We start from the raw sequence: 26,044 nt of genomic DNA, 5'->3' as shown, positions 1-26,044 counted from the left end.
AAATTAGATGGCAGGGGTAGCTGGATTCGAACCAACGGATGCCGATATCAAAAACCGGTGCCTTACCACTTGGCGATACCCCTAATGCGGCAGAACTTTAATATTTTTGCGTCTTTTTGTCAAGGTAAATTAACAGTCAAACAGCAAAGTGATGCTCTGTCTTTTTTAGAAAATGGCAGGGGTAGCTGGATTCGAACCAACGGATGCCGATATCAAAAACCGGTGCCTTACCACTTGGCGATACCCCTAAATTTGATCACTGTAAAATGGCAGGGGTAGCTGGATTCGAACCAACGGATGCCGATATCAAAAACCGGTGCCTTACCACTTGGCGATACCCCTAGTACAGTCATCTACAGGTGAAATAAAATGGCAGGGGTAGCTGGATTCGAACCAACGGATGCCGATATCAAAAACCGGTGCCTTACCACTTGGCGATACCCCTATCAGGTAACGTTGAAATGTCGCATTGGTGACACGTTCAAACTATTGACCAAGTAAGCTTTACATGGTGCATTTGCCAGAACATCATCAATGTTTATATCATTCGTTACTTCAGTAAAAACACAAGCACCTGTACCTGTAAGTTTTGCAACACCGAACTGGTCGAGATATTGCATCGCTTCATCTACTTCTGGATATAAACTTCTTGCCAAAGGCTCAAAATTATTTCCAAAATCAGACGGCTTTAACTGATAGGCGCAAAATGTAGAGCTCTTCGTGTTTCTTGTCAACGTTTTTTGTGAAAAAAGCAGTTGAGTGCTGATAAAACAGTCAGGTTTTAACACAATGTATTGTTTTTGATCTAAGTCTATGAATGTTAAGTGTTCACCGATGCCTTCAGCCCATGCATTTAAGCCATGTACAAAGATGGGAACGTCCGCACCCAACTGAACGGCTAAGTCTGCTAATTGTTCAGTATTGAGTCCGCACTGCCACAGTTGATTGACCACGATTAATGTCGTTGCAGCATCCGATGAACCTCCACCTAAGCCTGCACCCATTGGAATATTTTTTTCAAGATGAATAGATAAACCCGTAGGTGTTTGTGCATACGGTTTAAGTATCTGCGTCGCTTTATAAATCAAATTTTGATTCAAATCGACACTGTTTAAGCCTTCAATATAAATCTGTTGATCCGGACGAGACTCAAATTCTAACCAATCACATAAATCGACCAGTTGGAAAATACTTTGCAACTCGTGGTAGCCGTTTTCACGTCGACCTGTAATGTGCAAAAACAAATTCAGTTTTGATGGAGCTGGGACACGGATCATAACGAAGCAAATTAACGGTTTTGAATGACCATTGTAATACGGTTTTCTGCACCATTTTCAAGTGCTTGTTTTAAAATCAACCGATTTGGCATTTTAGCTTGCTCGTTATAGCTCAGTTCCACGTTCCAGCCATCTTCAACAATTTGAGTTGCACGTTTTTCAGCATCTCTTTTTATTTGAGCCTGAACTGTCGCAGGTTTGGCTTGAACCCAATTGACCAAATGGGTGATCGGTGCTTGCCAACCTGTGGCTATTTTTAAGAGTTCTTCGGGTGTTTCTGCTTGAATCAACCCAGTTTTAGCACTATTGAGGCTGACTTCACCCGGACGGCCTGTAATTTGTGTTTTACCCACACCTAAAATGCCACTCAGTTCAATATCAAACTCTTGTTGCTGTTGTACCCAGGTAAAAAAAGCACTACCTGTTTGTTCAGGTGTACGTACCCCAATTTTACCTTGTAAGCTAAATTGTTGATCTGTTTCGGTTTGTATGGTGTTTGGATCAAGCTGCGGTTTGGTAAATTGTTGACAGCCTGTTAGTGCCAAGCTACTTGCAGCAAGTAGGCTTAAACTCAGATTTGAGAAAATACGCATAAAAACTATGAGCTCTTTTTCAGTTGTTGGGGTAACAATAAAGTATTGAGTTGATCTAATTGAGGATCATTTGGATGTTTTTGTTTGAGTTGTTGTAACACCGTAGAGAATTTTTGCAGATCACCTAACATATATACAGAACGTGCATAACGCACTCCAATATTGACACTGCCACTGAGAATGTAGGCTTTTTCTAAGACTCTGGCTGAGGTGCTAAAGTCATTTTGTAAATAACAAATAAAGCCTAGAGTATCTAAGATGGAAGCTTGCTCAGGTGCATACTCTAAAGCGTGTTCAACAAATCTTCGAGCATCATCTAAGCGTCTGTTTTGTAATGCTAAAGTGTAAGCGTATGCATTTAAGTATGTCGGACTATTGGGCTCAATGCTTAACAGTTGATTGAGTAGTTTTTCAAGTTTTTCCTTGTCTGTATGTGCATCTAGCATCAGCACTTCAGAATAGACCAGCTCAGGGTCATCTGGTATGTTTTTAATCGCTTCATCCAATAGACGCATAGCAGCAGCTTTGTTATTCATACGCTTTAATATATCGGCTTGTGCTTGATACAAAAAACTTGCATGTTGCGGATAATTGACCCGTTCTTGGGTTAAAAAACGCAGTGCGTCATTGAGTTTATTTTGTTCACTATAAATGCTGATGAGTCTACGACGTGACACCGTATACAAGCTACCATCGACTAAACGATAGTAGGCCTTTGCTGTTTCAAAGTGTTGCTTTCGTTCAGCATTTACAGCAAGGTAGTAGTAGGCTTCATTTTGATATTCGGCTGAATTCCGTAGTTCAACCAAATATTTTTCTGCTTTTTCGTACTGTTTTAGGTCAATACTGGTTAAACCGGCAATAAATAAGGCATCTTCATTATCAGGCCACTTTTTAATAAGACTTTCAAGTTTGCCTAAGGCTTCATTGGAAGCATTTACTTTAATTAAGTATTTAGCTTCTGCTAAGCGAACTTCGACATTGTCACGATGCTTACGACTCGATTTTGCATACCAATTACGCGTTTCTTCCTCTAGACCCAGAGCACTGAGTAAATTGGCTTTCATAAGAATATAGCCTGTAACACGACCACGCTTTTTTAGGGCTTTATTGATCGTGATTAGTGCTTGTTCAAGCTGCCCATTTTGCGCTTCTAAACCTGCAATCAGAGCTAAAATAGAGGGATTGTTGCGCTCTTTACTTGAACGCAAGGCTTGAATTAAGACTTCTTGATCTTCAGGTTCTTCTGGGGCAATTCCTGCAAAAATTTGTTCCAAATCGGCATTTGCGTCGATATTGAGAATTTTGTCTAATGTTTCAGCAGCAAGCTCATATTCATGCGCTTTTAGTGCAATGTGGGATAGATAAAATAATGCAGGAACGTCAGTGGGTTCTTGCACCACCCAATGCGTCGCAATGTCGAGTGCGGCACGTAAGTCATTTTGTTCAAGGGCAATATTTAAAGCGCGTTGTTTAATGGTCGTGGAATTACTTTTAATCGCAAGGACCGTATAATTATGCAATGCCGTTGCATTATCTTGGTAGGCCAGTGCAAATTCGGCAATCATACTTTGTTGAATTGCATCATAATTAGATAGCGAAAATTCTCCAGCTGCTCTAAGATGAGCACTAGATGCCATGCTACCGACGAGTAAGAATGTGGTAGAATATTGCTTAATTCTCGCGCCGCTCAGTCGGCAATGTGTTTGACGCAATTTTTCTTGATCCAAGTATGCTTTTTATGACACCGTTATTGCACAATAGCATAAATTTAGCGAAATGATGATCTGATATGTCTTTCTTTGCATTGGGTGTCAACCATCAAACCGCCTCCGTAGAGTTGCGTGAACAAATTGCATTTAACCCTGAAAAGTTAACGCAACTGCTTGAGCAACAAGGCCAAAACCATGACTTAAATGAAATGGTGGTGGTGTCTACGTGTAACAGAACAGAAGTGTATGCTATGTCTGAAAACTCAGATATGGTATTAAACTGGCTCGCCCAAGCAAATGGTATAGATGTTAAACAACTGTTGAATCATGTATATCGTTATGAAAATGCGCAGGCCGTGACACACTTAATGCGTGTTGCAAGCGGTTTAGACTCACTTATGCTTGGTGAGCCGCAAATTTTGGGACAGGTTAAATCTGCACTGTCGCTCGCTAAATCGGCACATACCGTTTCCCCGCACTTAAACCGAATTTTTGAATATGCTTTTTATGCAGCGAAGCGTGTACGCTCGGAAACAGCCGTTGGCAGTCATGCTGTATCCATGGGCTATGCTGTTGCTCAGCTTGCTTTGCAAGTTTTTAGTAAACCTGAAAAGTTGACGGTCATGGTGGTTGCTGCGGGTGAAATGAATAGTTTGGTGGCAAAGCATTTGGCTGAAATGGGAGTCGCAAAAATCCTGATTTGTAACCGTACCCGTGAGCGGGCTGAAAGTTTGGCTCAGGAAATTGCACATCGGGTAGATGTTGAAATTATTGAGTTTGATCAACTGGCGAACAATCTTTCACGCGCAGATGTCATTTCTAGTTGTACGGGAAGCTTGCATCAAGTCATTCATTATCCAGATGTGAAGGCGGCCTTAAAAAAGCGTCGTTATCAACAAATGTTAATGGTGGATTTGGCTGTTCCGCGTGATATAGACCCGAAAGTTGAAAGTTTGGATGGCGTCTATTTATATGGCGTGGATGACTTGCAATCGGTGATTGATGAAAACCTTGCTCAGCGTCGTCAGGCGGCGGTTGAAGCTGAGGTGATGGTGAATCAACTGGCAACGGAGTTGGTGACACAGCAAAAAGTCAATCTAGCAGGCGAAACCATTCATGCCTATCGCGAGCAAGGTGAACGGTTAAGACAAGAAGAATTACAACTCGCATTAGCTCGTATTGCAAAAGGGGAACAAGCAGAACAGGTGATGCAGGATTTTGCACATCGTCTGACACAGAAATTACTGCATCCAACCTCGATTATGCTACGTGAAGCAGCTAAAGCTGAAGATCCAAGTTATTTTGAACATATGCAAAATTGTTTAAATGAGACTTTTGCTAAACGACGTAAAACTAAAAAGTAAATCCAAATACAAAAATCTAATAGGTTTAAGTAATTAGTCTTAAGCCTATTTTTTTGGTCAATTCAAAGAGTTTATGTTTTAAATTTCGTGTCTCAATTAATGAATTTGGGGCTTTAAGTTTAAGTTTTAAATATTTTTCTTCAAGCGACAGGGCATATTCGCTGGCCAGTTTATCGGCCAGTTCTGGTGTTTTGGTTAGTTCTTCAATGTTGGTGCGCTGCATAATATCGGCAATTGCATTGGCATAACGGCTACACGCACCCAAAACATAATAGGTTGCCAGTTCTTGGTCATCGGGCAAATCATCAAAGATGCCATCTAAGACTTGTAGCACATGTGCCAAAAGTTCATCTTCAGGTAGATAAGCGCGCAAGGTTTCAAAGTGAATATACAAAAACGGATGATGGATCAAAACGGCGAGCGCGAAGTCTTCATCTTTGGTGCGAATATTAAATGACAACGAGGCGTCGTTGCTAACTTGAGGCGTCCAACGGCGACCAAAACCGAGTTTTTCTTTAAAGGATTGGTTCAATAAATAACGGAAAGAGCCCGTTTTTGGCAATAAATCTGTCAGTTGACGCAACTCACTCATGACCTGACTTTTGCCTTCAGGACTACTGATGTCATGGTTCTGCGTCAGGTGGGCAAAAACAAAGTCTGAAAGTAGAGGAGCTTGTTGCAATAGTTTATTAAAGTTTTCAATACCTTCACGACGAATCAATGAATCAGGATCATGATCACTCGGTAAAACAAAAAACTTCAGTTCACGACCATCATTGAGTAAAGGCAACGCAATTTCTAAAGTACGACGTGCTGCTTTTTGTCCTGCCAAGTCACCATCGAAGGCGATGGTAATACGGTTGTTTTGCTTAAACAGAATATTTAAATGTTCGGTGTTACTGGCAGTCCCTAAAGTCGCCACGGCACCTGCGATGCCATACTGCTGTAGCGCAATCACATCCATATAGCCTTCGACCATTAGCCAGTCTTGAGCCTTTTGTTTGCGACCTTCATATAAACCATAAAGTAACTGGTTTTTATGAAATACCTCAGAGTCTGGTGAGTTGATGTATTTGGGTTTGATTTCGTCATTCAGGGCACGACCACCGAAGCCCACTACACGACCTTTGGCATCACGAATCGGGAAGATGACGCGGTCACGGAGTAAGTCAAAGTCCCGTCCACTGTCACTAGTACGAATCAATCCGAGTAGCTTTAAGCCTTCGATATCTTGCGGGAAGGCTTTTTCTAAGTGTTGCCAGTCTTCAGGGGCATAGCCTAAACGCCAATATGCAATAGTATCTCGACTGAGTCCACGTTGTTTAAAATACTGCTGTGCGGTACGACTATGTGGGAGTTGTTGTTCATAGTACTGTGCAATATTTTCTAATAGGTCGTATAAATTACCTTCTTGAACAGGGGCGGTGTTAAAGCCCTCAAAAGCTTCAAAATCTGCATAGCTCTCTTGGTAGTCCATGGACTGAAATTCAGCAAATGGATCATGTTCAACCTGAAATTCGGCTTGTGCAGGAGTACGTTCAACCTTAGCTTCCGTCGCTTCTACTTTGGGTTGTTCGACAGGTTTGGCTTCACGTTTATATACCAGTTTTTTCGAGTCACGATTGTCTTTAGGCAGTTCGATGCCTGTTTGACTCGACAAATCCTTCATCACATCTATAAAACTACGACTGTCGATGTCCATTAAAAAACGAATGGCATTTCCATTGGCCTGACAACCAAAACAGTGAAAATACTGTTTGTCACGGTAAACGTGAAAAGATGGTGATTTTTCCTGATGGAATGGACAACAACCTGAATAGGTACGACCTGACTTTTTAAGTTTCACCCGTTGACCAATCAGGTCGACAATGTCGGTCCGATCTAGAATTTGATCAATAGTATGTTGAGGAATAGCCATGTCGAGTCGTCAATCGCTGAAGTCTTTAGAAACGTGAAAAAAATAGAGAGATGGATGCTTTAAAAATGCAAAAAACCATCAAAGTTAAATTGTTTTGTATACCTTTTGAGCGTTTTGATCAAGCGAAAACAGCATAAAACAAAAGGGCAAGTATGATAACTTGCCCTTTGTAAAATAGCGAATATTTCAAATGAATTATTCAGCTCCAGTGCTTGCGTTGTCTGGTGTTTTAGGACGGTCGAGTAAACCGAAGCTGATGCGGTTGGTAAAACTGCGCTCAGTCATTTCTTTCGGTTGTTCAATTTTTTGCTCAGAACTATTTTGCTCTTCACGACCAAACACACCTAGAGTTGCACGGTTGATCCAACTTGCTTCTTTACGTGCTGCGCGTAAGTTTACTTCACCATTTGATTTTACTAAATTTGGATAATTCAGTTTGAGTACATCAATGTACTGTTGAGCGGTTTGTTTATCGCCCAATTGCGTATAAGAGTATGCCACTGTCGCTAAAGCTTCAGGTATTTGCGGGCTTTGAGGATAATGTTCAATCACCCATTGCGAACGCTCTAATGCTGCAACCCATGCTTTACGTTTGATATTAAAGCGTGCTGCATTCATTTCACTTTCAGCCAATTCATTGCTGATAAACTTCATACGCTGAGCTGCATCTACCGCATAAGTGCTTGAAGGATAGCGACGAATGAAATCTACAAAGTTTTGATAAGCAACTTTCAAATAACTCACGTCACGGTGTGACTGCTTTAAAGACGTATAGCGTAGTAAACCATCATAGTTTTGCTCCATATTGGCTACACCACGTACATAGTAGGCATAGTCCACGTTTGGATGTTGAGGGTTTAAACGAATAAAACGGTCAGCCAGTGCAATGGTGCCTTCATAATCTTTCTGCTGGAATTTCACATAGAGCAATTCAAGTTGTGCTTGTTGTGCGTATTCGCCTGTTGGATAGTATGTATCTATGGCTTCAAGGTGTTTCGCAGCATCGGTATATTGACCACTTTTTAGTGCTGTTTCTGCTTTTTGAATATAAACCTGTTCACTCGATTGTGGACCGGTATCTACCACTTCTTTCTTGGGATTGCTGCTACAGCCTACCATTGCCGATGCAATGCCAACCGTAAGAGCAAGCATTGTCATTTTATAATGTGGTAGCGACATAAAAATTCCTCTGTTAATGCGGGCAATGAGCTACAATTGCACTATTAAATCACTTTTGTTTGAATGATCAAATGACTCAAGCACAATCTTCCGATCCAAATTTCCCTGAAACTGATTTCAATTTACTTGAAGATTCTGAGGATGCAGATAACCATACTTCAAGCTCTACTGCAACACGTTTATCGTTGCAATTTCAACTGGATGAATCTTATCTCGGACAGCGTATAGACCAAGTTGCAGCACTGATTTGGAGCGACTTTTCGCGTGAAAAGCTCAAACAGTGGCTGAAAGAAGGCCATTTGTTGGTAAATGGTAACAGTGTCAAACCTAAATATAAATGTGAAGGATTTGAACTGTTAACCCTTGAAGTTGAACTAGAAGCACAAACTCGTAGCCTGCCTGAAGATATTCCACTGGATATCGTCTATGAAGATGATGACATTATTGTCGTGAATAAACCCGTTGGTATGGTGGTGCATCCAGGTGCTGGAAATTCATCAGGGACCTTGGTCAATGCATTGTTACATCACTATCCAAAATCGTCAGAACTGACTCGTGCGGGCTTGGTACATCGGATTGATAAAGATACGTCTGGTTTGTTGGTCGTTGCAAAAAACTTAGAAGCACAATTTTCACTGAGCAAGCAGTTGGCTAAAAAGTCGGTCTATCGCGTATATGACTTAATTGTATATGGCAATGTAATTGCGGGTGGTACGGTGGATGAACCGATTAAGCGTCACCCTGTGGATCGTGTCAAAATGGCGGTACTGCCAGGTGGTAAAGATGCAGTAACACACTATAACGTGAAAGAGCGCTTCCAACATTTCACCCGTATCCAAGCCCGTCTTGAAACTGGACGTACGCATCAAATTCGTGTGCATTTTAGTTATATTGGTTTTGGTTTAGTTGGTGATCCTGTGTATATGCCACGTGTACGTGTGCCTGCAGGTGCATCGGAGCTTTTAGATGAGACTTTACGTGGTTTCAGACGCCAAGCGTTACATGCAGCAGAGCTCGGTTTGAAACATCCTCGTACAGGGGAAGAAATGCTGTTTAAAGCGCCGTGGCCAGCAGACTTGGCGACCTTAGTCGATGTACTACGCACGGAAAATAAAGCTTACTGATTTATAGCTGAATCATCATAAGGACAGTATATGCAATTTGTTCAAGGACTTCCGGCAGGTGTTTTTGTGGGACAAACCCGTGTGCATCATGATCGTGCTTTAGAGACCACTCAAACTGAATTGCAAGGTTTTAATTTGGCTTTGCATGTACAGGATGATGCCGCACGGGTGCAACAGCATCGTATGATTTTGCTTGAAGAGTTTGCAGGCTATGGGGTCGATAAAATCACATGGATGACGCAAACTCACAGCACTATATGCCGTGTAGTGAATGAACAAATTGACTTTGATGCTCAAGAAGGGGATGGTTTGGTGACACGGCGAGCAAACCATGCCCTGATGATGATGACTGCAGATTGTTTACCCGTAGTTTTAGGCAATGCTGACGGTACCGAGGTTGGGAACTTACATGCAGGTTGGCGTGGGTTGGCGCATGGCATTATTGAAAATACCATTGCCAGTATGAACACTCAGCCGACATGGGCTTGGTTGGGTGCAGCTATTAGCCAATCATGTTTTGAAATTGGCGCTGAAGTTAAAGATGCTTTTTGCTCAAAATATGCTGCGCTTGAATCTGCATTTCAAACAGGTGAGCAAGCTGGAAAGTATTATGCTGACTTATATGCAATCGCAAAATTCATTCTAAAACAGCATGGGATTGAAGTAGTCTCTGGCGGTGATCAGTGTTCCTTTAGCCAGTCGGATGAGTACTATTCTTATCGACGTCATGCCAAAACTGGGCGTATGGCGACTTTTGTGTTTATGCAATAGTTTTGGCGTGTGATCAAGTGCTTGGCTGTTTTAATCCTTGTACTTACTCCCCACTCAGCGAGTGGAAGTGTTAAACTTAACTCAATTCTTTGCTCTTAAAAATTTCCATGTCTGTACCTGATCTTGTTTCTGTTGCACCTGTTCATGTGTGTGTGGTTTATCATAGCGCCTATGGTCATACGGCGAAAGTCGCTCAGTATATTGCACAAGGTGCAGAGCAGGCGGGTGCTGACGTGCATTTGATTTCTGTTGCTGCAGTACAATGGGACTTGTTAGATCAGGCCGATATTATTGTAATGGGTTGCCCAACCTATATGGGGAGTCTCACAGCGGCACTAAAACAGTTTATGGAAGATTCCTCTAAGCGTTGGTTAGCACGGGCTTGGCAAGGAAAATTAGCTGCAGGCTTTACCAATGGTGGTGGCTTAAGTGGCGATAAACTGGCGGTATTACAACAGATTAATCTATTTGCAATGCAACATGGTATGTTGTGGGCAGGTTTACCGTTTATGCCGACGGGACGTAGCCAACACGATATTAATCGGATGTCGAGCTTTTTAGGTTTGATGACTCAGTCAGACAATGCCAGTGTTGAAATAACCCCACCCGAAGGCGACTTGGAAACTGCTCGAAAGTTCGGAAAATATTTGGTTGAGCTAAAAGCGGATTATTAACAGTCCCAATAAGAAAAAACCTCCACATGGGAGGTTTTTTCTTACTTATGCATAATGCGGGCTTTATCGCGTTGCCAGTCACGGTCTTTTTCCGTGGCACGTTTGTCATGTAGCTGTTTGCCTTTCACTAAAGCAATTTCTAATTTCGCACGTGGCCCTTTCCAATAAGCAACAAGCGGAACGCACGAATAACCTTTTTGATTCACTGCGCCGAGTAACTTATCGAGTTCACGACGGTTCAACAGTAACTTACGGGTACGGGTCGCTTCAGGAACAATGTGCGTAGATGCACTGAGTAAAGGCTGAATCTGAGCACCGAACAGGAAAGCTTCGCCATTTTTAAAGGTAATATAACTCTCAGACAACGTCATACGACCTGCACGTAACGATTTCACTTCCCAACCTTGCAGTGACAGGCCAGCTTCAAATTTTTCTTCAATAAAATAGTCGTGACGTGCACGTTTATTTTGTGCAATCGTCCCACTGGTATTTTTTTTAACTACAGTTGCTTTCGCCATAATCAATTACTTCCAACAATGTACCTATTGTGCCTTAAAGCAGGGTTAAGGTGAAGTTTTTTCAAATTTATGGAGTTTCTTCACCTATAAAACAAGTTTTTGCTAAAATATGGCTCTACAAAATCAACAGAGTAAAAATGGATGTCTAAAACTCGCGTCATTTATCCGGGGACTTTTGATCCAATTACCAATGGTCATATTGATTTGGTCACACGTGCATCACGTATGTTTGATGAAGTGGTGGTTGCCATTGCCATTGGTCATCATAAAAACCCTGTCTTTAGTTTAGAAGAGCGTGTGAGCTTGGCCAAAGCATCATTAAGCCATCTTGATAATGTTGAGTTTGTAGGTTTTGATGGTTTGTTGGTGAATTTCTTCCGTGAACAAAAGGCAACGGCTGTGCTGCGAGGATTGCGTGCAGTGTCTGACTTTGAATACGAGTTCCAGTTAGCTAATATGAACCGTCAACTTGATTCACACTTTGAGGCGGTGTTTTTAACGCCGTCAGAGCAGTATTCATTTATTTCATCGACGTTGATTCGTGAAATAGCACGTTTAAAAGGTGATGTGACCAAGTTTGTACCACAAGCTGTGGTTGCAGCTTTTGAGCGTAAACATCAACAAGGTTGGTAGAGTGTCTTTATATATAACCGATGAATGCATCAATTGTGATGTTTGTGAACCTGTGTGCCCCAATGAAGCCATCTTCATGGGGGAGCTGATTTATGAAATCAATCCAGACTTATGTACAGAGTGTATCGGACATTATGATAAACCCCAGTGTCAATTGTTCTGTCCAGTGGATTGTATTCCGCTTGATCCTAATCATGCGGAAACTGAAGATGAGCTCATGGATAAATATAAAAAGCTGATTGCTCAAAAAAGCGCAAGCAATTAAGTCTAAGATTTGATACTATGCGCCTCGAAGTGAGCCAGACGATCGCTGCTGTGGAGATCTCCGTGATTGAAGCAGGGGAGGAAAGTCCGGGCTTCATAGGGCAAGGTGCCAGGTAACGCCTGGGCGGCGTGAGCCGACGGAAAGTGCAGCAGAGAGTAGACCGCCTTCATTATGGTTTCGAGCAATCGAAATCGGAGGTAAGGGTGAAAGGGTGCGGTAAGAGCGCACCGCATGGCTGGTAACAGTTCATGGCATGGTAAACCCCACCGGAAGCAAGACCAAATAGGGATCCTTTAGGCATGGCCCATGCTGGATCCGGGTAGGTCGCTTGAGCGTATGAGTGATTGTACGCCTAGAGGAATGATCGTTCTCGACAGAACCCGGCTTATCGGCTCACTTCAACAAATTTTGATCAATTAAGCGCGCAAGGTACTTGACGTACTGGTGAGAACACCACATAATGCGCGCACAGTTTACGGCTATGTAGCTCAGTTGGTTAGAGCACCGCACTCATAATGCGGGGGTCACAAGTTCAAGTCTCGTCATAGCCACCATTTTTATAGATCATGCTCTCAGCATGATCTTTTTTTTTGTGGGAAATAAAGGCTGTAAAACTGTTTTTATTGACTGGTTATTTCTGAAGTGGCTTTGTGGTTTGTTGTACTGTTATTTCGATATTTAAAGCAAAGCTGTGACTGCGGACATTTATGATCTTTTTAAAATTTCCCCTCGCAGTTCATGTTTTCAGGCGTTAAATTGATCTGCATCTGTAAGTTCTGAATGTGTTGCCAGTTGGCTTGATGTTCGGGCAATGCAAAAATTTGATGATCGACTAAATTGAGTTTTTTTAAAGAGATGTGCTGACTTGCACAGTAGCGTCCTTCGGCTCTTTCTAACGCTAAGTTTTGCTGTGCTGTTGGACTTAAGCGATCTGCGGTTAGTATTTGTTGTTGTCCTTTGGCATAGTTGACCAGTATCTCTCGGTCTTTTAGGCTAAAGAGTAGATTTGAGTTGATATAGGCCGCTACATCACGCCGTACACCGTTATAGTTGGTGATCATGGGGGAAATCAGCTGACAACTGCTCAATGCTACAGTGCTCAGGATGATGAAAAGACTAAAGTCTTTTTTCATTATCTTTCTCGTAAATATGTTTAAGTTAAATACAGCTTGCAGCATAAAAATAAGTTTAAAAAGAGTGGTTTGCTGAAAAATTGCTAGTTTAAAGTGTATTTGTTTATGGAATAACCATTTGTGTGTAAAAAGGGTTGACGCTTGTCTTTGAACTTTGCATAATGCGCGCACAGTTTACGGCTATGTAGCTCAGTTGGTTAGAGCACCGCACTCATAATGCGGGGGTCACAAGTTCAAGTCTCGTCATAGCCACCATTTTTATAGACCAAGCTCTCAGCTTGGTCTCTTTTTTTGTGTGTGAAAAATATATTTTTATTTTTTAAATGAAAAATAGCCCAAACATTTGTTTGGGCTGTTTTGATTGGGGGATAGCTTATACGCCAGCTTTCCATCCATTTACGATTGGGTAGCGACGTTCACGACTAAATGCACGTGAGCTGATACGTGGCCCAATTGCACCTTGGCGGCGTTTGTATTCATTGAAGTCAACCAAGCGAATCACTTTTGCAACCACTTCAGCATCAAAGCCTTTGGCAATGATGTCATCTTGGCTTGTATCTTCTTCGATATAAGCATACAAAATGGCATCCAGTACATCATACGGCGGTAAAGAGTCTTGGTCTTTTTGATCTGGACGTAGTTCTGCTGAAGGTGGACGAGTAATCACACGCTCAGGAATCACGGGCTTGTCCGAAATGCTGTTACGGTATTTCGCAAGTTCAAACACAATGGTTTTATACACATCTTTCAATACGGCAAAACCACCCACCATGTCGCCATAGAGCGTGCAGTAGCCCACAGCCAATTCTGATTTGTTGCCTGTAGATAGCACTAAATTACCAAATTTGTTTGATAAACCCATTAGCAGTGTACCGCGGGCACGTGCTTGCAAGTTTTCTTCAGTTGCATCCGCAGGGCTGTTGCCAAAGAACGGATAAAGTGTTTGCATAAAGCTGTTCACAATCGGGTTGATTTCAGCAATCCCGAAAGTTACCCCCATACTTTTTGCTTGTTCAGCTGCATCTTCTACACTGATTTGAGCGGTATAGGTATATGGCATCATCACAGCTTGCACTTTGTCTGCACCAATTGCATCGGCAGCAATGGCAAGAGTCAGAGCGGAGTCGATCCCGCCTGATAAACCAAGAATCACTCCAGGGAAACCTGAGCGCTGTACATAGTCACGGGTCGCCATCACTAAGCTTTGGTAAATCTCGGCCATAGTGTCTAGAGCAGGCGGTAGCGCATTGACCTTAAAGGCTTGTTGTTCTGCTTCATATTCCGCGAAATATAGGGCTTCTTTAAAGCTTTCTGCTTGAAGTGTAATAGAACCATCTTTAGCGATTACAAAGCTTGTACCATCAAAGATCAGGTCATCTTGACCACCGACTTGGTTCACATAAACCAAGTTGAGGTTCATTTGTTTCGCAAGGGCAGACATGGTTTCAATGCGATGCTGAGGTTTACCTACTTCGTATGGTGAAGCATTTAAAACCAAAGCCGTTTCAACATTCAGTTGTGCCAGTTGTTGTACGGTTGAAAGTGACCAAACATCTTCACAAATCAACACACCAAACTTATGTTCAAGATATTCAAAAACAAGGTGTTGATGTCCTTCAGTGAAGTAACGCTTTTCATCAAACACGCTGTAGTTTGGCAAGTTTTGTTTGTTATACACACCTAAAACCTGTCCATCTTTCATGACCGCAGCGGCGTTATAGCGTTGACCGTCTTCAGTTTGATTGACAAAACCAAAGACCATCACAATGTCTTTTACTGTTTTAAGTTGTTCAAAAACTTGTTGCGTGCGTTTGGTTAGGCTTGGACGTAGAAGTAAATCCTCTGCTGGGTAACCAATGCTCGAAAGTTCTGGAAAAATAATTAAATCAGCATTTTGTTTTTTTGCTTCATTGGCTTGTTCCACCATTTTCAGGGCATTTGCTTCGAGGTTGCCAATGTGCGGAGAGAACTGTGCAAGTGCAATTTTAAAACTTTTCATTTCCAACTAAATCCTATACCTATAGGGATATATACACGACGATTGAGTTTGTTATAGCTATAAGTTCAACGTAGTGCAATTGACGAAAAACAAATAGAAGTATTAATCAATAATAAGTGCGAATACTATATACGAAATGCGATTTTTTTTAAGGGATATTCTAAAAAAAATCCGTAAATGTCCTTAAAAAGAACAAATTATTCTAATGTCTTTATGGAGTGTGATTGTGTGGTTTCAACCGCTTTTACAAAAAATACAGCAAAAGTTTGAACTTAAAAACCGTCCTCTGACTGAAGCAGAAAAAAAGCTCGCGAGCAGTATTTTCGGGAACAGTCTGAACATGGATTCGGTTCGAATTATCGCACATCGAGCAGTGCTGCCGCATTATGCGATTAGCCCGAATGGACATGTCTATTTTAATATCAAAGACTGGTGCGAAAACTTTGCCGATCAACCGATTCATCAACAAGCTTGGTTGATTCATGAGCTGACGCATGTTTGGCAAATTCAGCAGGGACTCGCTGTAGTCCGTAAGGCGCTTTTTAACCGTCAATACCGTTATGCATTAAAACAAGGGAAGCAGTTTTTAAGCTATGGCATCGAACAACAGGCGCAAATGGTACAAGACTATTTTCTTAAAAAACACTATGGTGAAGAGTGCTCGGCCTATGAGCAGTGTATTCCCTTTGTGGCACACAAAGCCTCGTTCTGACCCCGATAGATAAATCTGTGGAGTGATTGTTAGACAACAGATTTTAAAGTCATAAATTGCAAATTATTTGAAGAAAAATGCCAGTGGCATAGGGGATGTGGGCTCTTATTTTGAATGCAAAGCACAGGTAAAAAATCGTGAGATTGAGCCTGAAAACGAGCTAAAAATAAGAAGGAATGTCCTATGTGTATCGCTCTTCCATTAAAAGGTAAAGCCAACCGATTTTTTGCGGGACCAGTATTCGATGCTGAAAAACAGTCTGCGATTATTCCGATTCGGCATATGAAATTTGACTTTGAAGCGGAGAAAATTGATCCCAAATTCTACCTAAATGCCGAGTTGGCCAGTGCTTACTTTGCATCACTCTCGATCTTTCTGACCTATGGTGAGGACTTGGTGATTGATACCGCCCGTTATCACCGCGATTTCCTCACTGACCCTGTATTAAAACAACGTGTGACGTCTTTGATCGGTCAGGAGGCACTGCATTCAAAGTTACATGAAGAATTGAACGATACTTTCAAACAGGTGGATTTGCCGGTTGGCATTTTTCGTTATTTAGCCGAAATCGTTTTTGACTACGGTTTTAACCGTTTACCACAACCGATGAAATTATCTTTGATGGCGGGCATTGAACATTTTACCGCAGTGCTGTCCGAATACATGATGAATCATGAAGAGATTTTCTTCGATTCTCAAGATGAAAAACAACGGGCGATTTGGATGTGGCACATGTTAGAGGAATCTGAGCATAAAGACATTGCGTATGATGTGTTTCAATCGCTTTCCAATAATTATGCTTTGCGTATTGCAGGCTTTTTTCCAGCGCTTATCACCATTTTACTGCTGATTTCTGTGGCGTCAGTTTTTGTCCCGTTTTATCGCAAACCGTCTAATTTGCTGAGTCTCAGTTATTGGAAGGATGTGCCGCGGAGTTTCAGTCTGTTGTTTGGGCTAAAACGGGGTGTTTATGGCAGTAGCTGGACGCATATTTTTGACTATTTACGTCCGAGCTTTCACCCGAATGATTATGATACCTCTGCATTTTTAGATTATTACAAAGAACGTTTACTGCATCCTGAAACAGGAGTGCTCACACCGTACTTCACCAAAGAATTTACTCCAGTACTGAAATCATAGAAGGTGGCGATGACATGGGACTGTTGAATAAAAAAAATAAACCAAGTCAAAAAGCCTACGCTGTCGTAACGGGTGCAGGCAGTGGAATTGGCCGTAGCTTTGCACTGGAATTGGCCAAGCGCGGTGGTGATGTCATCTGTGCGGATATTGAATTAAGCTCGGCACAAGAGACGGTAGATTTGATTCAGTCAATGACATCTTCGTCAGCCTATGCGGTGCATTGTGATGTTGGATTAAAAGAATCTGTAAACGCTTTGGCGGAGCAAGCGGAACAGCTTTTGGGACATCCTGTCACCTTGCTCATCAATAATGCAGGAGTTGGGCTAGGTGGTAGGTTTGATGAGGTGTCGCTGGAGGATTGGCAGTGGTGTATGCACGTCAACCTGTGGGGGGTAATTCATGGTTGCCACTACTTTGTACCCAAATTTAAACAGCAAGGTTTTGGTGCCATTATCAATGTGGCATCGGCAGCGAGCTATACCGCAGCTCCTGAAATGACAGCGTATAACGTGACCAAGTCTAGTGTTTTGGCACTATCGGAAACACTAGCTTCAGAACTTCATACTTATAACATTGCAGTCAATGTGCTGTGTCCAACCTTGGTGCCGACCAATATTATGAAGAATGGGCGTTTGCCGAGTCGCTATTCTGGACTGGCTGACACACTGCTGATGAACCATGCGTTTACCACCAGTGATGCTGTGGTCAAAAAAACATTAAATCGCTTAGATGCAGGCAAGCTTTATACCATTCCACAACCTGATGCCAAATTGTTTTGGTGGATGAAACGCGCATCGCCAAGCTTATACGTCAAGCTTTTAGGTCTGGGTTATCCACTGTTTAATCAAATCACAAAATAAGAACAGAGAAAAATGAATATAGAAATGCAATTAGAGATAGAGCAAGCAGATGTGCAAGAGCCGTCTGATCAAATGCAAGATCAAACGACAACGTCAAAAAGTGCGGAAGCTCAACCTAAGCAGGCTCGTAAAAAGGCTGTACTTAACCCTAAAGCCGTACATACATACGATACTATTGTTGTGGGTGCTGGGATTTCGGGCATTGCTGCGGCTTATAAAATGAAACAAGTCGGCTATCAGGACTATCTGGTATTAGAAAAAGCGGAGAGCGTTGGTGGCACGTGGCGTGATAATAATTACCCTGGCTGTGGTTGTGATGTACCTTCGGCGTTGTATTCATTTTCCTTTGCACCTAGTCATCAATGGAGCCACTTATTTGCGAAACAACCTGAAATTTTAAGTTACTTGGAACAGGTGGTTGAGCAGTTTGAGCTGCAAGACAAAATCCGTTTTCAGCATGAGTTGCTCAGCGCAAAGTGGAATGAAGAGGCGAGTATTTGGCAACTCAAAACCTCTCAGGGGGCATATCAAGCACGAACCGTGATTTTTAGCACAGGGCCGATTACAGAACCATCCTTACCTAACATTAAAGGGATAGCGGGATTTAAAGGAGAAATGTTCCATTCAGCCCGTTGGAAGAATGATTATAACTTAACGGGAAAGCGGGTTGCCGTGATTGGAACTGGCGCATCGGCCATTCAGTTTATTCCACAAATTCAACCGTTGGCGAAGGAGCTGATCGTATTTCAGCGAACTGCGCCGTGGGTTTTGCCCAAAGCGGATATGCAACTGAATGCTAGCGTGAAATCGCTGGTGGCCAAATTCCCGATGATTCAGCAAGGTTGGAGGAAGAGTGTTTCCAGTATTTTAAATGGGATCAACTTTGGGCTACGTCATCCTTCACTGCTTGAGCCAGTCAATTTTTTAAGCCGTCAATTATTGAAATTGCAAATACAGGATGACGCCTTACGTAAAGCTGTAACACCTAACTTTTCGATTGGCTGTAAGCGGCTTTTATTTGCCAACAATTATTATCCAGCACTGCAACAAGACAATGTCACGCTGTTGCCACAAGGTTTGGTTGAGATTGATGGGCAGACTGTCATTGCTGCAAATGGTGAGCGATTTGAGGTCGATGTCATTATCTGGGGAACTGGTTTTGAAGTGGCACACCCTCCGATTGGACAACGGGTATGGAATGCTCAAGGTGAGCGATTGGCCGACCTTTGGAAGGGCAGTTCTCCAGAAGCGTACTTGGGGACAAGTTTGGAAAATGTGCCGAATGCGTTTTTGGTACTGGGGCCAAATATCTTGGTGTATGACTCTTTTATTGGGATTGCTGAAGCGCAGATTCAGTACATTGTAGATGGTCTACTAAAAATGAAGCAGCAAGGCTTTAAACGTATGATGGTCAAGCGAGATGTTCTGCGTTATCACAATGCCAAGGTGCAAACTCATTTGAAAACCACAGTATTTAACCGAGGTGGTTGTTCAAGCTATTATTTAGATCAAAATGGGCGTAACTTCGCGGCTTGGCCGTGGTCCTTGGCTGAGTTAAAGCAACATTTATCTGCACTTGAGCTAAAACACTACGATGTTGTTAAAGCTTAGAGTAGCTTTATTAACAGTAAAATCGCCTGAATTTGCACAGACTGCGAATATTCAAATGATGTTATTGATACATTGTTGATTTGAATTACGCCATATAAAAAAACCACCCATGCGGGTGGTTTTTTATCTATCAACGCAGACCGAATTAACGGTTGATGTCGCGTTGAACTTCGCCAGTGTAAAGCTGACGAGGACGACCGATCTTGTACGGACCGCTGTGCATTTCTAACCAGTGGCTGATCCAACCAACAGTACGTGCAAGCGCGAAGATCACTGTAAACATTTCTGTCGGGATACCAATCGCTTTAAGGATGATACCTGAGTAGAAGTCTACGTTCGGGTATAAGTTACGTTTGATGAAGTACTCATCAGAAAGCGCGATACGTTCAAGTTCCATAGCAAGAGCAAGCTGTGGATCGTTGATGCCAAGCGCACCAAGAACTTCGTCGCAAGTTTCTTTCATTACTTTCGCACGTGGATCGAAGTTTTTGTACACACGGTGACCGAAGCCCATGAGTTTAACTTCTTTAGTTTTCACTTTTTCCATGAAGTCAGCAACGTTCTCTACAGTGCCGATTTCATCAAGCATTTTAAGAACAGCTTCGTTCGCGCCGCCGTGAGCAGGGCCCCAAAGTGCAGAGATACCTGCAGCGATACATGCGTATGGGTTAGCACCAGTAGAACCAGCTAAACGTACTGTAGACGTAGAAGCATTTTGTTCATGGTCAGCGTGAAGAGTGAAGATACGGTCCATTGCTTTAGCAAGGATAGGATCTACTTTGTAATCACGGTCTGCTGGAGTAGCAAACATCATGTACAAGAAGTTTTCAGCGTAGCTTAAGTCATTACGTGGGTAAACGAATGGTTGACCTACAGTGTACTTGTAGCTCCACGCAGCCAAAGTAGGTACTTTAGCAATTAAGCGGATTGCTGTAATTTCACGGTGATCAACATTTTCGATGTCTAAGTTGTTGTGATAGAACGCAGAAAGCGCACCAACTACACCAACCATGATCGCCATAGGGTGAGCATCGCGACGGAAACCATTGAAGAAACGGCTAACTTGATCGTGAACCATGGTATGGTTACGAACTTTAGCATCAAATACTTCTTTTTGCTCAGCTGTTGGAAGCTCGCCATTGAGAAGTAAGTAGCAAGTTTCTAAGTAGTCAGCTTTAGTTGCTAACTGGTCGATTGGGTAGCCACGGTGTAAAAGCACACCTTTGTTACCGTCGATGAAAGTGATTTTAGACTCGCATGCAGCAGTAGCCATAAAACCAGGATCAAAAGTGAAGTGACCTGCGGCCAATACATCCTTAACGTCGATTACATCTGGGCCCAATGTGCCGCTGTAAATTGGTAATTCAATTTCTTTGCCATCAAGCTGTAAAACGGCTTTTTTGCCAGTTGCTTCAGACATTCAATAGATCTCCTGTCCTGGTGAATGTTTTATCTGACTCGAAATACTCATCTTTTAATGCACGAATCAGACGGATTAAAAATTTGCTCTAAGAGTAGAGAGTACTGAAATTTTGTCAATTATACTTATGGATAAAATGATAACTGCCGAGTTTATAGTTAAGATTTAATCCGTTAAAATTTGCATAAAATCACAGCACCGACACACTATAATAAGTTAATTCATGGAGCAAGTGCATAAATAAAAAATGTTGCTGGTGGAATTGTAAGCAGTTTTATATTCAAAAAAGTTCTTTAAAAGAGTAAAAAATCAAGTTGCAGTGTATTTACATTTATTATGATTCTCGTAACTTACGATAAATTTTTTACTGAAAATGGTGCTTTATTACTCATTGTTAAAAACAATAAATTCACTCAAAAAAAATATTTATTTGTATAAAAAAACAGCTTATTTACCATTTCGAAAACGATATATCAGTCACTTTTTTTATTTAAATGCATAGGGTAATTTTGTTTTAATTAAAATTTATTACGAGATATTTCAAGCTTGTAAGATATTAATCCATTGCACCAACATCATGCAGATTTATACCATTATATTAAAATAAAATAATGAACATTTTATATAAAAATAAAAAATGATTAAAATAATGCGATGAAATTTGTGACTCATAAAGCCAAATTTTTTTTGTTCATCTTTAGTCTAAAGTTGTTTTTTGTCGGTTTGGAGAAGGATTGTTCTTATGAAATTTATGTTTAATTTATAAAAACCAATCATATAGCTTAATAAAAAGCATAGAAGTGGATTGAGAATGGTATTTTTACACATGTTAATGATTCTTATTTAAAGAATTTTTATGCAAAAAGGCAAAGGGCATTGTTTGTATTTTGACAGTTCACGTCTTATAATTCAGTGTCGTTTTAAGTTCAAACGCTATTTAATTTAGAGTTTTAAAGTAGCTGCTGAACAATGCCAGCTTTCCTTCGAATTAATTCCAACAAACTCCGGATGGAGTTTTTACTTACAGGATGCCCGCTGTGAAAAGCAACAGACCTGTCAATTTGTCCATGGGTCAAGTTTTAGAAGTAAACTTAAAATCCCCTGTGGCTATTGCATCAATCTTACACCGTCTATCAGGTGTCATCGTATTTTTACTCGTACCGGTACTTTTATGGATCTTAGACAAGTCTTTGTCTTCGCCTGAAGGTTTTGCTCAAGTTCAGGCTATTTTTAATAGCTTCATTGTGCGTTTTGTCGTATGGGTATTTGTAGCCGGCTTAATTTTCCACTTTATTGCGGGTGTTAAGCACTTACTTGCTGACCTAGGTTTTGCTGAAGAGCTACAAAGTGGTCGCATCGCAGCTACTATTTCATTGATCTTGTCTGCAATTGGTATCGTTGCGGCATTTGTATGGATTGTTATCTAATGAAAAGTGCTACTGGTTTAACGGGTTCAGGTTCTCGCGATTGGTTTATCCAACGTGTAAGTGCTGTCGTATTAGCGGTTTATACAGTTGTTGTTCTAGGTTGGATCCTATGCAATGGCGGTTTTAGCCATGAACAGTGGTACGGCTTTATGATGACAGCTCCAATGAAGATCTTATCTTTATTAGCCGTCTTATCTCTTGTTGCACATGCTTGGATTGGTATGTGGCAGGTATTCACGGATTATGTGACTACTCGCCAAATGGGTCCTTCAGCTTCAGGTTTACGCCTTGTACTGACTTCAGCAGTAATTATTGCTGTATTTGCATATGCGATCTGGGCAATCCAGATTTTTTGGGCGAATTGATAGGAAGAGATCATGGGCGCTATAACCCCTAAAGAAGATTACACAAATATTCCACACGAAACTTTCGATGCTGTCATCGTTGGTGGTGGTGGTTCTGGTATGCGCGCATCTTACCAACTTGCTCAAGCTGGTTTGAAAGTTGCTGTTTTAACTAAAGTATTCCCAACTCGTTCGCACACTGTTGCAGCGCAGGGTGGTATTGGTGCATCTCTTGGCAATATGCAAGAAGATAACTGGCACTACCACTTCTACGACACTGTTAAGGGTTCTGATTGGTTAGGCGACCAAGACGCAATCGAGTTTATGACGCGTGAAGCGCCGCAAGTGGTTTATGAGTTAGAACACTTGGGTATGCCATTTGACCGTAACGCAGACGGTACGATTTACCAACGTCCATTTGGTGGTCACTCTGCAAACTACGGTGAAAAAGCAGTGCCACGTGCCTGTGCTGCTGCTGACCGTACAGGTCACGCACTTCTTCACACGCTTTATCAAAGCAACGTGAAAATGGGCACTCAATTCTTTGTTGAATGGATCGCGCTTGATCTGATTCGTAACGAAGCGGGTGATGTTCTTGGTGTAACAGCAATCGACCAAGAAACAGGTAAAATTGCAGTATTCCAAGCCAAAGCAACATTATTTGCTACAGGTGGTGCAGGTCGTGTTTACCGTGCATCTACCAATGCTTATATCAATACGGGTGATGGCCTTGGTATGGCGGCTCGTGCAGGTATTCCATTGCAAGATATGGAATTCTGGCAGTTCCACCCAACGGGTGTGGCTGGTGCAGGCGTATTGTTAACTGAAGGTTGTCGTGGTGAAGGTGCAATCCTTCGTAACGATGCGGGTGAGCCGTTCATGGAACGCTATGCACCAACTTTAAAAGACTTGGCGCCACGTGACTTCGTATCACGTTCGATGGACCAAGAAATTAAAGAAGGTCGTGGTTGTGGTCCGAAGAAAGACTATATCTTGCTTGATATGACGCACTTGGGTGCTGAAACGATCATGAAGCGTCTTCCATCTGTATTTGAGATTGGTAAGAAATTCGCGAACGTGGATATCACGAAAGAGCCAATTCCAGTTGTACCAACAATTCACTACCAAATGGGTGGTATTCCAACGAATATCCATGGTCAGGTGGTTGTGCCTGAAGGTTCTGAAACTGAAGCATTTACAGCACATTATGATAAAGATAGCGATATCTATTCAACTAATGCGGGCGATCGTAACTTTACCAAGCCTGTGAAAGGCTTCTATGCAATTGGTGAGTGCTCTTGCGTATCTGTGCATGGTGCAAACCGTTTGGGTACGAACTCACTACTTGACTTGGTTGTATTTGGTAAAGCTGCAGGTGAACACATCATCGACTACGTGACTAAACACCACGGTGATGAATACCAACCGCTTCCTACGACTGTACTTGAGCAAACTGTTGCGCGTATCCGTAAATTGGATGACTCAACATCAGGTGAAAACGCTCAAGAAGTTGCAGATGCAATTCGTGACATCGTTCAAGACCATGCAGGTGTATTCCGTACGACTGCGCTTCTTGAAGAAGGTGTGAAGCAGATTCTTGCGATTGAGCCGCGTGTACGCAACATTCACTTAAAAGACAAATCTAAAGTATTTAACACTGCACGTGTAGAAGCTTTAGAAGTTGAAAACTTGTATGAAGTGGCAAAAGCGACATTGATTTCTGCTGCTGCTCGTAAAGAGTGTCGTGGTGCGCATACAGTTGTAGACTTTGAAGAGTCACCAGATCACCCAGCTTACCCGTATGGCCGTCGTGATGATGAGTGGATGAAACACACATTGTGGTTCTCTAGCGATAACCGTCTTGAGTACAAGCCTGTACGTTACAAGCCATTATCGGTTGCTGCAATTCCACCTAAACCACGTACATTCTAATTGGGAGAAGTAAGATGAGTAGAGGTACTCGTACATTTAATATCTACCGCTACGATCCTGATAAGGATAAAGCACCGTACATGCAAACGTTTAAGCTAGAGTTGACTGATAAGCACCGTATGTTGCTTGATGCACTTCTTGCATTAAAAGTTCAAGATGAATCATTAACATTCCGTCGTTCATGCCGTGAAGGTATTTGTGGTTCGGATGGTGTGAACATCAATGGTAAAAATGGTTTAGCGTGCCTTTGGAACCTAAACGATTTACCAGAAGTGATTACAGTTCGTCCTTTACCTGGGTTGCCAGTAGTTAAAGATTTAGTTGTGGATATGAATCAGTTCTACGATCAGTACAACAAAATTCACCCATTCTTGATCAACAACCAACCTGCGCCACCGAAAGAGCGTTTACAGTCTCCTGAAGATCGTGAACACTTAGATGGTTTATATGAATGTATTCTTTGTGCATGCTGTTCAACATCATGTCCATCATTCTGGTGGAACCCAGACAAGTTCTTGGGTCCTTCAGCGTTGTTGAATGCATACCGTTTCATCATCGACTCTCGTGATACAGCAACTCAAGAGCGTTTGGCTCGTCTTGACGACCCGTTCTCGCTCTTCCGTTGTAAAGGTATCATGAACTGTGTATCAGTATGTCCTAAAGGTTTGAACCCAACGAAAGCAATCGGTCACATCCGTAACATGCTTTTAGATGCTGCTGGTTAATCTTTAGACTGATATATTGGTCACAAAAAGCACACCCATGAGGTGTGCTTTTTTATTTTTGGTTAAAAATTTTTCTATTGCGTTAAATTTTTATGAAAAGACCGAAGTTGGCATTATTTTTGTTTGTAGTGTGCGACTTTTACTGGAAATGCACCAGATCAGTGAAAAGCACAGTGATTTAAAACAAATGTCATAAATAAGTGCAAGGATGAGTCTGCAAAAAAGTTATGAAGGTGTTAAGATGGGGCTTGTAAATGAGAGGGCATATTGAAAGATGGTGCTCTCTTTTCGTATGTGTTTTTTAGAGTAGACTTTGGTCTACGTTGAAACTCATTTTTATTTAAAGCACCATATATTAGATGAAATTTTGATATGTGTATTTCGCCAATTTATGAAAGGTATATGTCAAAAAAATCAATTGAAATATAGGGAGTATGCTAAAATTTTTGCACATTTATATTTAAAAAATGTGTGTTAAATATGTACATTAATTCAACATTTAAGCTGGACCAGAACGCGTATAAATGAGTGGATTAGTCGCTTTAGAAAAAATAATGTAAGGCTTTATTTTTTCTAAGTCGATTTGCAAAAAATTGCTCGGTTTTGGCCGGGTATGAATGAGTGATGATGCCGCTGAGGGCGTTATGATTCATTGTCACATTGGGTAATTCTAATGTAGTGATAACGCCTCATGGCATACGCCTTATGGGGAC

General features: G+C 41.7%; 23 protein-coding genes, 6 tRNA genes and 1 other RNA gene. 17 read left to right on the top strand and 13 right to left on the bottom strand.

Features of this window, described 5'->3' with window-relative positions:
* Nucleotides 1-8: 8 nt before the first annotated feature.
* The 7 genes from DPG01_RS05165 to DPG01_RS05135 all read right to left on the bottom strand — a co-directional run bounded on the left by DPG01_RS05165 (nucleotide 9) and on the right by DPG01_RS05135 (nucleotide 3,585).
* A tRNA-Gln gene (locus DPG01_RS05165) sits at nucleotides 9-83 on the bottom strand.
* 90 nt (nucleotides 84-173) lie between these two features.
* Nucleotides 174-248: transfer RNA gene (locus tag DPG01_RS05160), tRNA-Gln, on the bottom strand.
* Nucleotides 249-267: 19 nt separating this feature from the next.
* Nucleotides 268-342: transfer RNA gene (locus DPG01_RS05155), tRNA-Gln, on the bottom strand.
* Between the two features lie 28 nt (nucleotides 343-370).
* A tRNA-Gln gene (locus tag DPG01_RS05150) sits at nucleotides 371-445 on the bottom strand.
* A 1-nt stretch (nucleotide 446) separates the two neighbouring features.
* Nucleotides 447-1,277: a 4-(cytidine 5'-diphospho)-2-C-methyl-D-erythritol kinase gene (gene ispE / locus DPG01_RS05145; protein WP_110974377.1), complete on the bottom strand. Its 831-nt coding sequence runs from the start codon at nucleotides 1,275-1,277 to the stop codon at nucleotides 447-449.
* 11 nt (nucleotides 1,278-1,288) lie between these two features.
* The gene (gene lolB / locus DPG01_RS05140; protein WP_086208097.1) at nucleotides 1,289-1,870 is read right to left on the bottom strand and encodes a lipoprotein insertase outer membrane protein LolB; all 582 of its coding nucleotides are present in this window, start codon (nucleotides 1,868-1,870) and stop codon (nucleotides 1,289-1,291) included.
* Between the two features lie 5 nt (nucleotides 1,871-1,875).
* A complete protein-coding gene (locus DPG01_RS05135; protein ID WP_110974403.1) occupies nucleotides 1,876-3,585 on the bottom strand; it encodes a tetratricopeptide repeat protein in 1,710 nt (569 codons plus the stop codon).
* A 77-nt stretch (nucleotides 3,586-3,662) separates the two neighbouring features.
* On the opposite strand from DPG01_RS05135, the gene hemA reads away from it, so the two are divergent.
* Nucleotides 3,663-4,946 (top strand): glutamyl-tRNA reductase, encoded by a 1,284-nt coding sequence (gene hemA, locus DPG01_RS05130; protein WP_110974376.1) that lies wholly within the window; start codon nucleotides 3,663-3,665, stop codon nucleotides 4,944-4,946.
* A 25-nt stretch (nucleotides 4,947-4,971) separates the two neighbouring features.
* Here hemA and DPG01_RS05125 read toward each other — a convergent pair whose 3' ends face one another.
* Both DPG01_RS05125 and DPG01_RS05120 read right to left on the bottom strand, forming a co-directional pair.
* Nucleotides 4,972-6,864 carry a DNA primase gene (locus DPG01_RS05125; RefSeq protein WP_110974375.1) on the bottom strand — a complete coding sequence of 631 codons (1,893 nt, stop codon included), beginning with the start codon at nucleotides 6,862-6,864 and terminating at the stop codon, nucleotides 4,972-4,974.
* Between the two features lie 195 nt (nucleotides 6,865-7,059).
* On the bottom strand, nucleotides 7,060-8,043 hold the full coding sequence (locus DPG01_RS05120; protein WP_086208094.1) for an outer membrane protein assembly factor BamD: 984 nt from the start codon (nucleotides 8,041-8,043) through the stop codon (nucleotides 7,060-7,062).
* A gap of 71 nt (nucleotides 8,044-8,114) precedes the next feature.
* On the opposite strand from DPG01_RS05120, the gene rluD reads away from it, so the two are divergent.
* The 3 genes from rluD (at nucleotide 8,115) to DPG01_RS05105 (ending at nucleotide 10,612) form a co-directional block, all read left to right on the top strand.
* The gene (rluD, locus tag DPG01_RS05115; RefSeq protein ID WP_086208093.1) at nucleotides 8,115-9,167 is read left to right on the top strand and encodes a 23S rRNA pseudouridine(1911/1915/1917) synthase RluD; all 1,053 of its coding nucleotides are present in this window, start codon (nucleotides 8,115-8,117) and stop codon (nucleotides 9,165-9,167) included.
* A gap of 30 nt (nucleotides 9,168-9,197) precedes the next feature.
* On the top strand, nucleotides 9,198-9,938 hold the full coding sequence (gene pgeF / locus DPG01_RS05110) for a peptidoglycan editing factor PgeF (protein ID WP_110974374.1): 741 nt from the start codon (nucleotides 9,198-9,200) through the stop codon (nucleotides 9,936-9,938).
* A 107-nt stretch (nucleotides 9,939-10,045) separates the two neighbouring features.
* Nucleotides 10,046-10,612, top strand: a complete 567-nt coding sequence (locus tag DPG01_RS05105; RefSeq protein ID WP_058870093.1) for a flavodoxin family protein — start codon at nucleotides 10,046-10,048, stop codon at nucleotides 10,610-10,612.
* A gap of 41 nt (nucleotides 10,613-10,653) precedes the next feature.
* Here the strand turns inward: DPG01_RS05105 and smpB are convergent, their stop codons facing one another.
* Complete coding sequence (gene smpB, locus DPG01_RS05100; protein ID WP_004695532.1) at nucleotides 10,654-11,130, bottom strand: SsrA-binding protein SmpB; 477 nt, start codon at nucleotides 11,128-11,130, stop codon at nucleotides 10,654-10,656.
* A 141-nt stretch (nucleotides 11,131-11,271) separates the two neighbouring features.
* Here smpB and coaD point away from each other — a divergent pair, with 141 nt between their 5' ends.
* The 4 genes from coaD to DPG01_RS05080 all read left to right on the top strand — a co-directional run bounded on the left by coaD (nucleotide 11,272) and on the right by DPG01_RS05080 (nucleotide 12,582).
* A complete protein-coding gene (gene coaD, locus DPG01_RS05095) occupies nucleotides 11,272-11,763 on the top strand; it encodes a pantetheine-phosphate adenylyltransferase (protein ID WP_058870092.1) in 492 nt (163 codons plus the stop codon).
* A 1-nt stretch (nucleotide 11,764) separates the two neighbouring features.
* Nucleotides 11,765-12,028 carry a YfhL family 4Fe-4S dicluster ferredoxin gene (locus tag DPG01_RS05090; RefSeq protein WP_004695536.1) on the top strand — a complete coding sequence of 88 codons (264 nt, stop codon included), beginning with the start codon at nucleotides 11,765-11,767 and terminating at the stop codon, nucleotides 12,026-12,028.
* 26 nt (nucleotides 12,029-12,054) lie between these two features.
* Nucleotides 12,055-12,432, top strand: an RNA gene (rnpB, locus tag DPG01_RS05085) — RNase P RNA component class A.
* 73 nt (nucleotides 12,433-12,505) lie between these two features.
* Nucleotides 12,506-12,582: transfer RNA gene (locus DPG01_RS05080), tRNA-Met, on the top strand.
* A gap of 162 nt (nucleotides 12,583-12,744) precedes the next feature.
* Here the strand turns inward: DPG01_RS05080 and DPG01_RS05075 are convergent.
* Nucleotides 12,745-13,161, bottom strand: coding sequence for a hypothetical protein (locus DPG01_RS05075; RefSeq protein WP_110974373.1), 417 nt, complete (start codon nucleotides 13,159-13,161; stop codon nucleotides 12,745-12,747).
* Between the two features lie 178 nt (nucleotides 13,162-13,339).
* Between DPG01_RS05075 and DPG01_RS05070 the strand changes: the two genes are divergently transcribed.
* Nucleotides 13,340-13,416 (top strand) — tRNA-Met (locus tag DPG01_RS05070).
* Between the two features lie 118 nt (nucleotides 13,417-13,534).
* On the opposite strand, the gene DPG01_RS05065 is transcribed toward DPG01_RS05070, so the two are convergent.
* Nucleotides 13,535-15,160: an NAD+ synthase gene (locus tag DPG01_RS05065; protein ID WP_110974372.1), complete on the bottom strand. Its 1,626-nt coding sequence runs from the start codon at nucleotides 15,158-15,160 to the stop codon at nucleotides 13,535-13,537.
* 205 nt (nucleotides 15,161-15,365) lie between these two features.
* Between DPG01_RS05065 and DPG01_RS05060 the strand changes: the two genes are divergently transcribed.
* From DPG01_RS05060 to DPG01_RS05045, 4 genes are all read left to right on the top strand, one after another.
* Nucleotides 15,366-15,872, top strand: a complete 507-nt coding sequence (locus tag DPG01_RS05060) for a type IV secretion protein Rhs (protein WP_086208088.1) — start codon at nucleotides 15,366-15,368, stop codon at nucleotides 15,870-15,872.
* 183 nt (nucleotides 15,873-16,055) lie between these two features.
* A complete protein-coding gene (locus tag DPG01_RS05055) occupies nucleotides 16,056-17,012 on the top strand; it encodes a metal-dependent hydrolase (protein ID WP_110974371.1) in 957 nt (318 codons plus the stop codon).
* Between the two features lie 14 nt (nucleotides 17,013-17,026).
* Nucleotides 17,027-17,872, top strand: coding sequence for an SDR family NAD(P)-dependent oxidoreductase (locus DPG01_RS05050; protein WP_110974370.1), 846 nt, complete (start codon nucleotides 17,027-17,029; stop codon nucleotides 17,870-17,872).
* Nucleotides 17,873-17,890: 18 nt separating this feature from the next.
* Nucleotides 17,891-19,483, top strand: a complete 1,593-nt coding sequence (locus tag DPG01_RS05045) for a flavin-containing monooxygenase (RefSeq protein WP_110974402.1) — start codon at nucleotides 17,891-17,893, stop codon at nucleotides 19,481-19,483.
* 145 nt (nucleotides 19,484-19,628) lie between these two features.
* Here DPG01_RS05045 and gltA read toward each other — a convergent pair whose 3' ends face one another.
* The gene (gltA, locus tag DPG01_RS05040) at nucleotides 19,629-20,903 is read right to left on the bottom strand and encodes a citrate synthase (RefSeq protein ID WP_004695551.1); all 1,275 of its coding nucleotides are present in this window, start codon (nucleotides 20,901-20,903) and stop codon (nucleotides 19,629-19,631) included.
* 1,028 nt (nucleotides 20,904-21,931) lie between these two features.
* Between gltA and sdhC the strand changes: the two genes are divergently transcribed.
* From sdhC to DPG01_RS05020, 4 genes are read left to right on the top strand one after another with little or no spacing between them, the layout of a single operon-like run.
* On the top strand, nucleotides 21,932-22,330 hold the full coding sequence (sdhC, locus tag DPG01_RS05035; RefSeq protein WP_086208085.1) for a succinate dehydrogenase, cytochrome b556 subunit: 399 nt from the start codon (nucleotides 21,932-21,934) through the stop codon (nucleotides 22,328-22,330).
* Entirely contained in the window at nucleotides 22,330-22,695 is a 366-nt protein-coding gene (gene sdhD, locus DPG01_RS05030) for a succinate dehydrogenase, hydrophobic membrane anchor protein (RefSeq protein WP_086208084.1), read from the top strand. Before sdhC ends, sdhD begins: the two co-directional genes overlap by 1 nt.
* 12 nt (nucleotides 22,696-22,707) lie before the next feature.
* Complete coding sequence (gene sdhA / locus DPG01_RS05025; RefSeq protein WP_086208083.1) at nucleotides 22,708-24,606, top strand: succinate dehydrogenase flavoprotein subunit; 1,899 nt, start codon at nucleotides 22,708-22,710, stop codon at nucleotides 24,604-24,606.
* A 14-nt stretch (nucleotides 24,607-24,620) separates the two neighbouring features.
* Nucleotides 24,621-25,331: a succinate dehydrogenase iron-sulfur subunit gene (locus tag DPG01_RS05020; protein ID WP_086208082.1), complete on the top strand. Its 711-nt coding sequence runs from the start codon at nucleotides 24,621-24,623 to the stop codon at nucleotides 25,329-25,331.
* Nucleotides 25,332-26,044 lie beyond the last annotated feature (713 nt).

Origin of the sequence: Acinetobacter sp. WCHAc060042, from assembly GCF_003231195.1 — a bacterium.
Lineage (GTDB): Bacteria > Pseudomonadota > Gammaproteobacteria > Pseudomonadales > Moraxellaceae > Acinetobacter.
The sequence above is the reverse complement of the archived record's forward strand: the minus strand, read 5'-3'. Positions and strand labels throughout refer to the sequence as shown.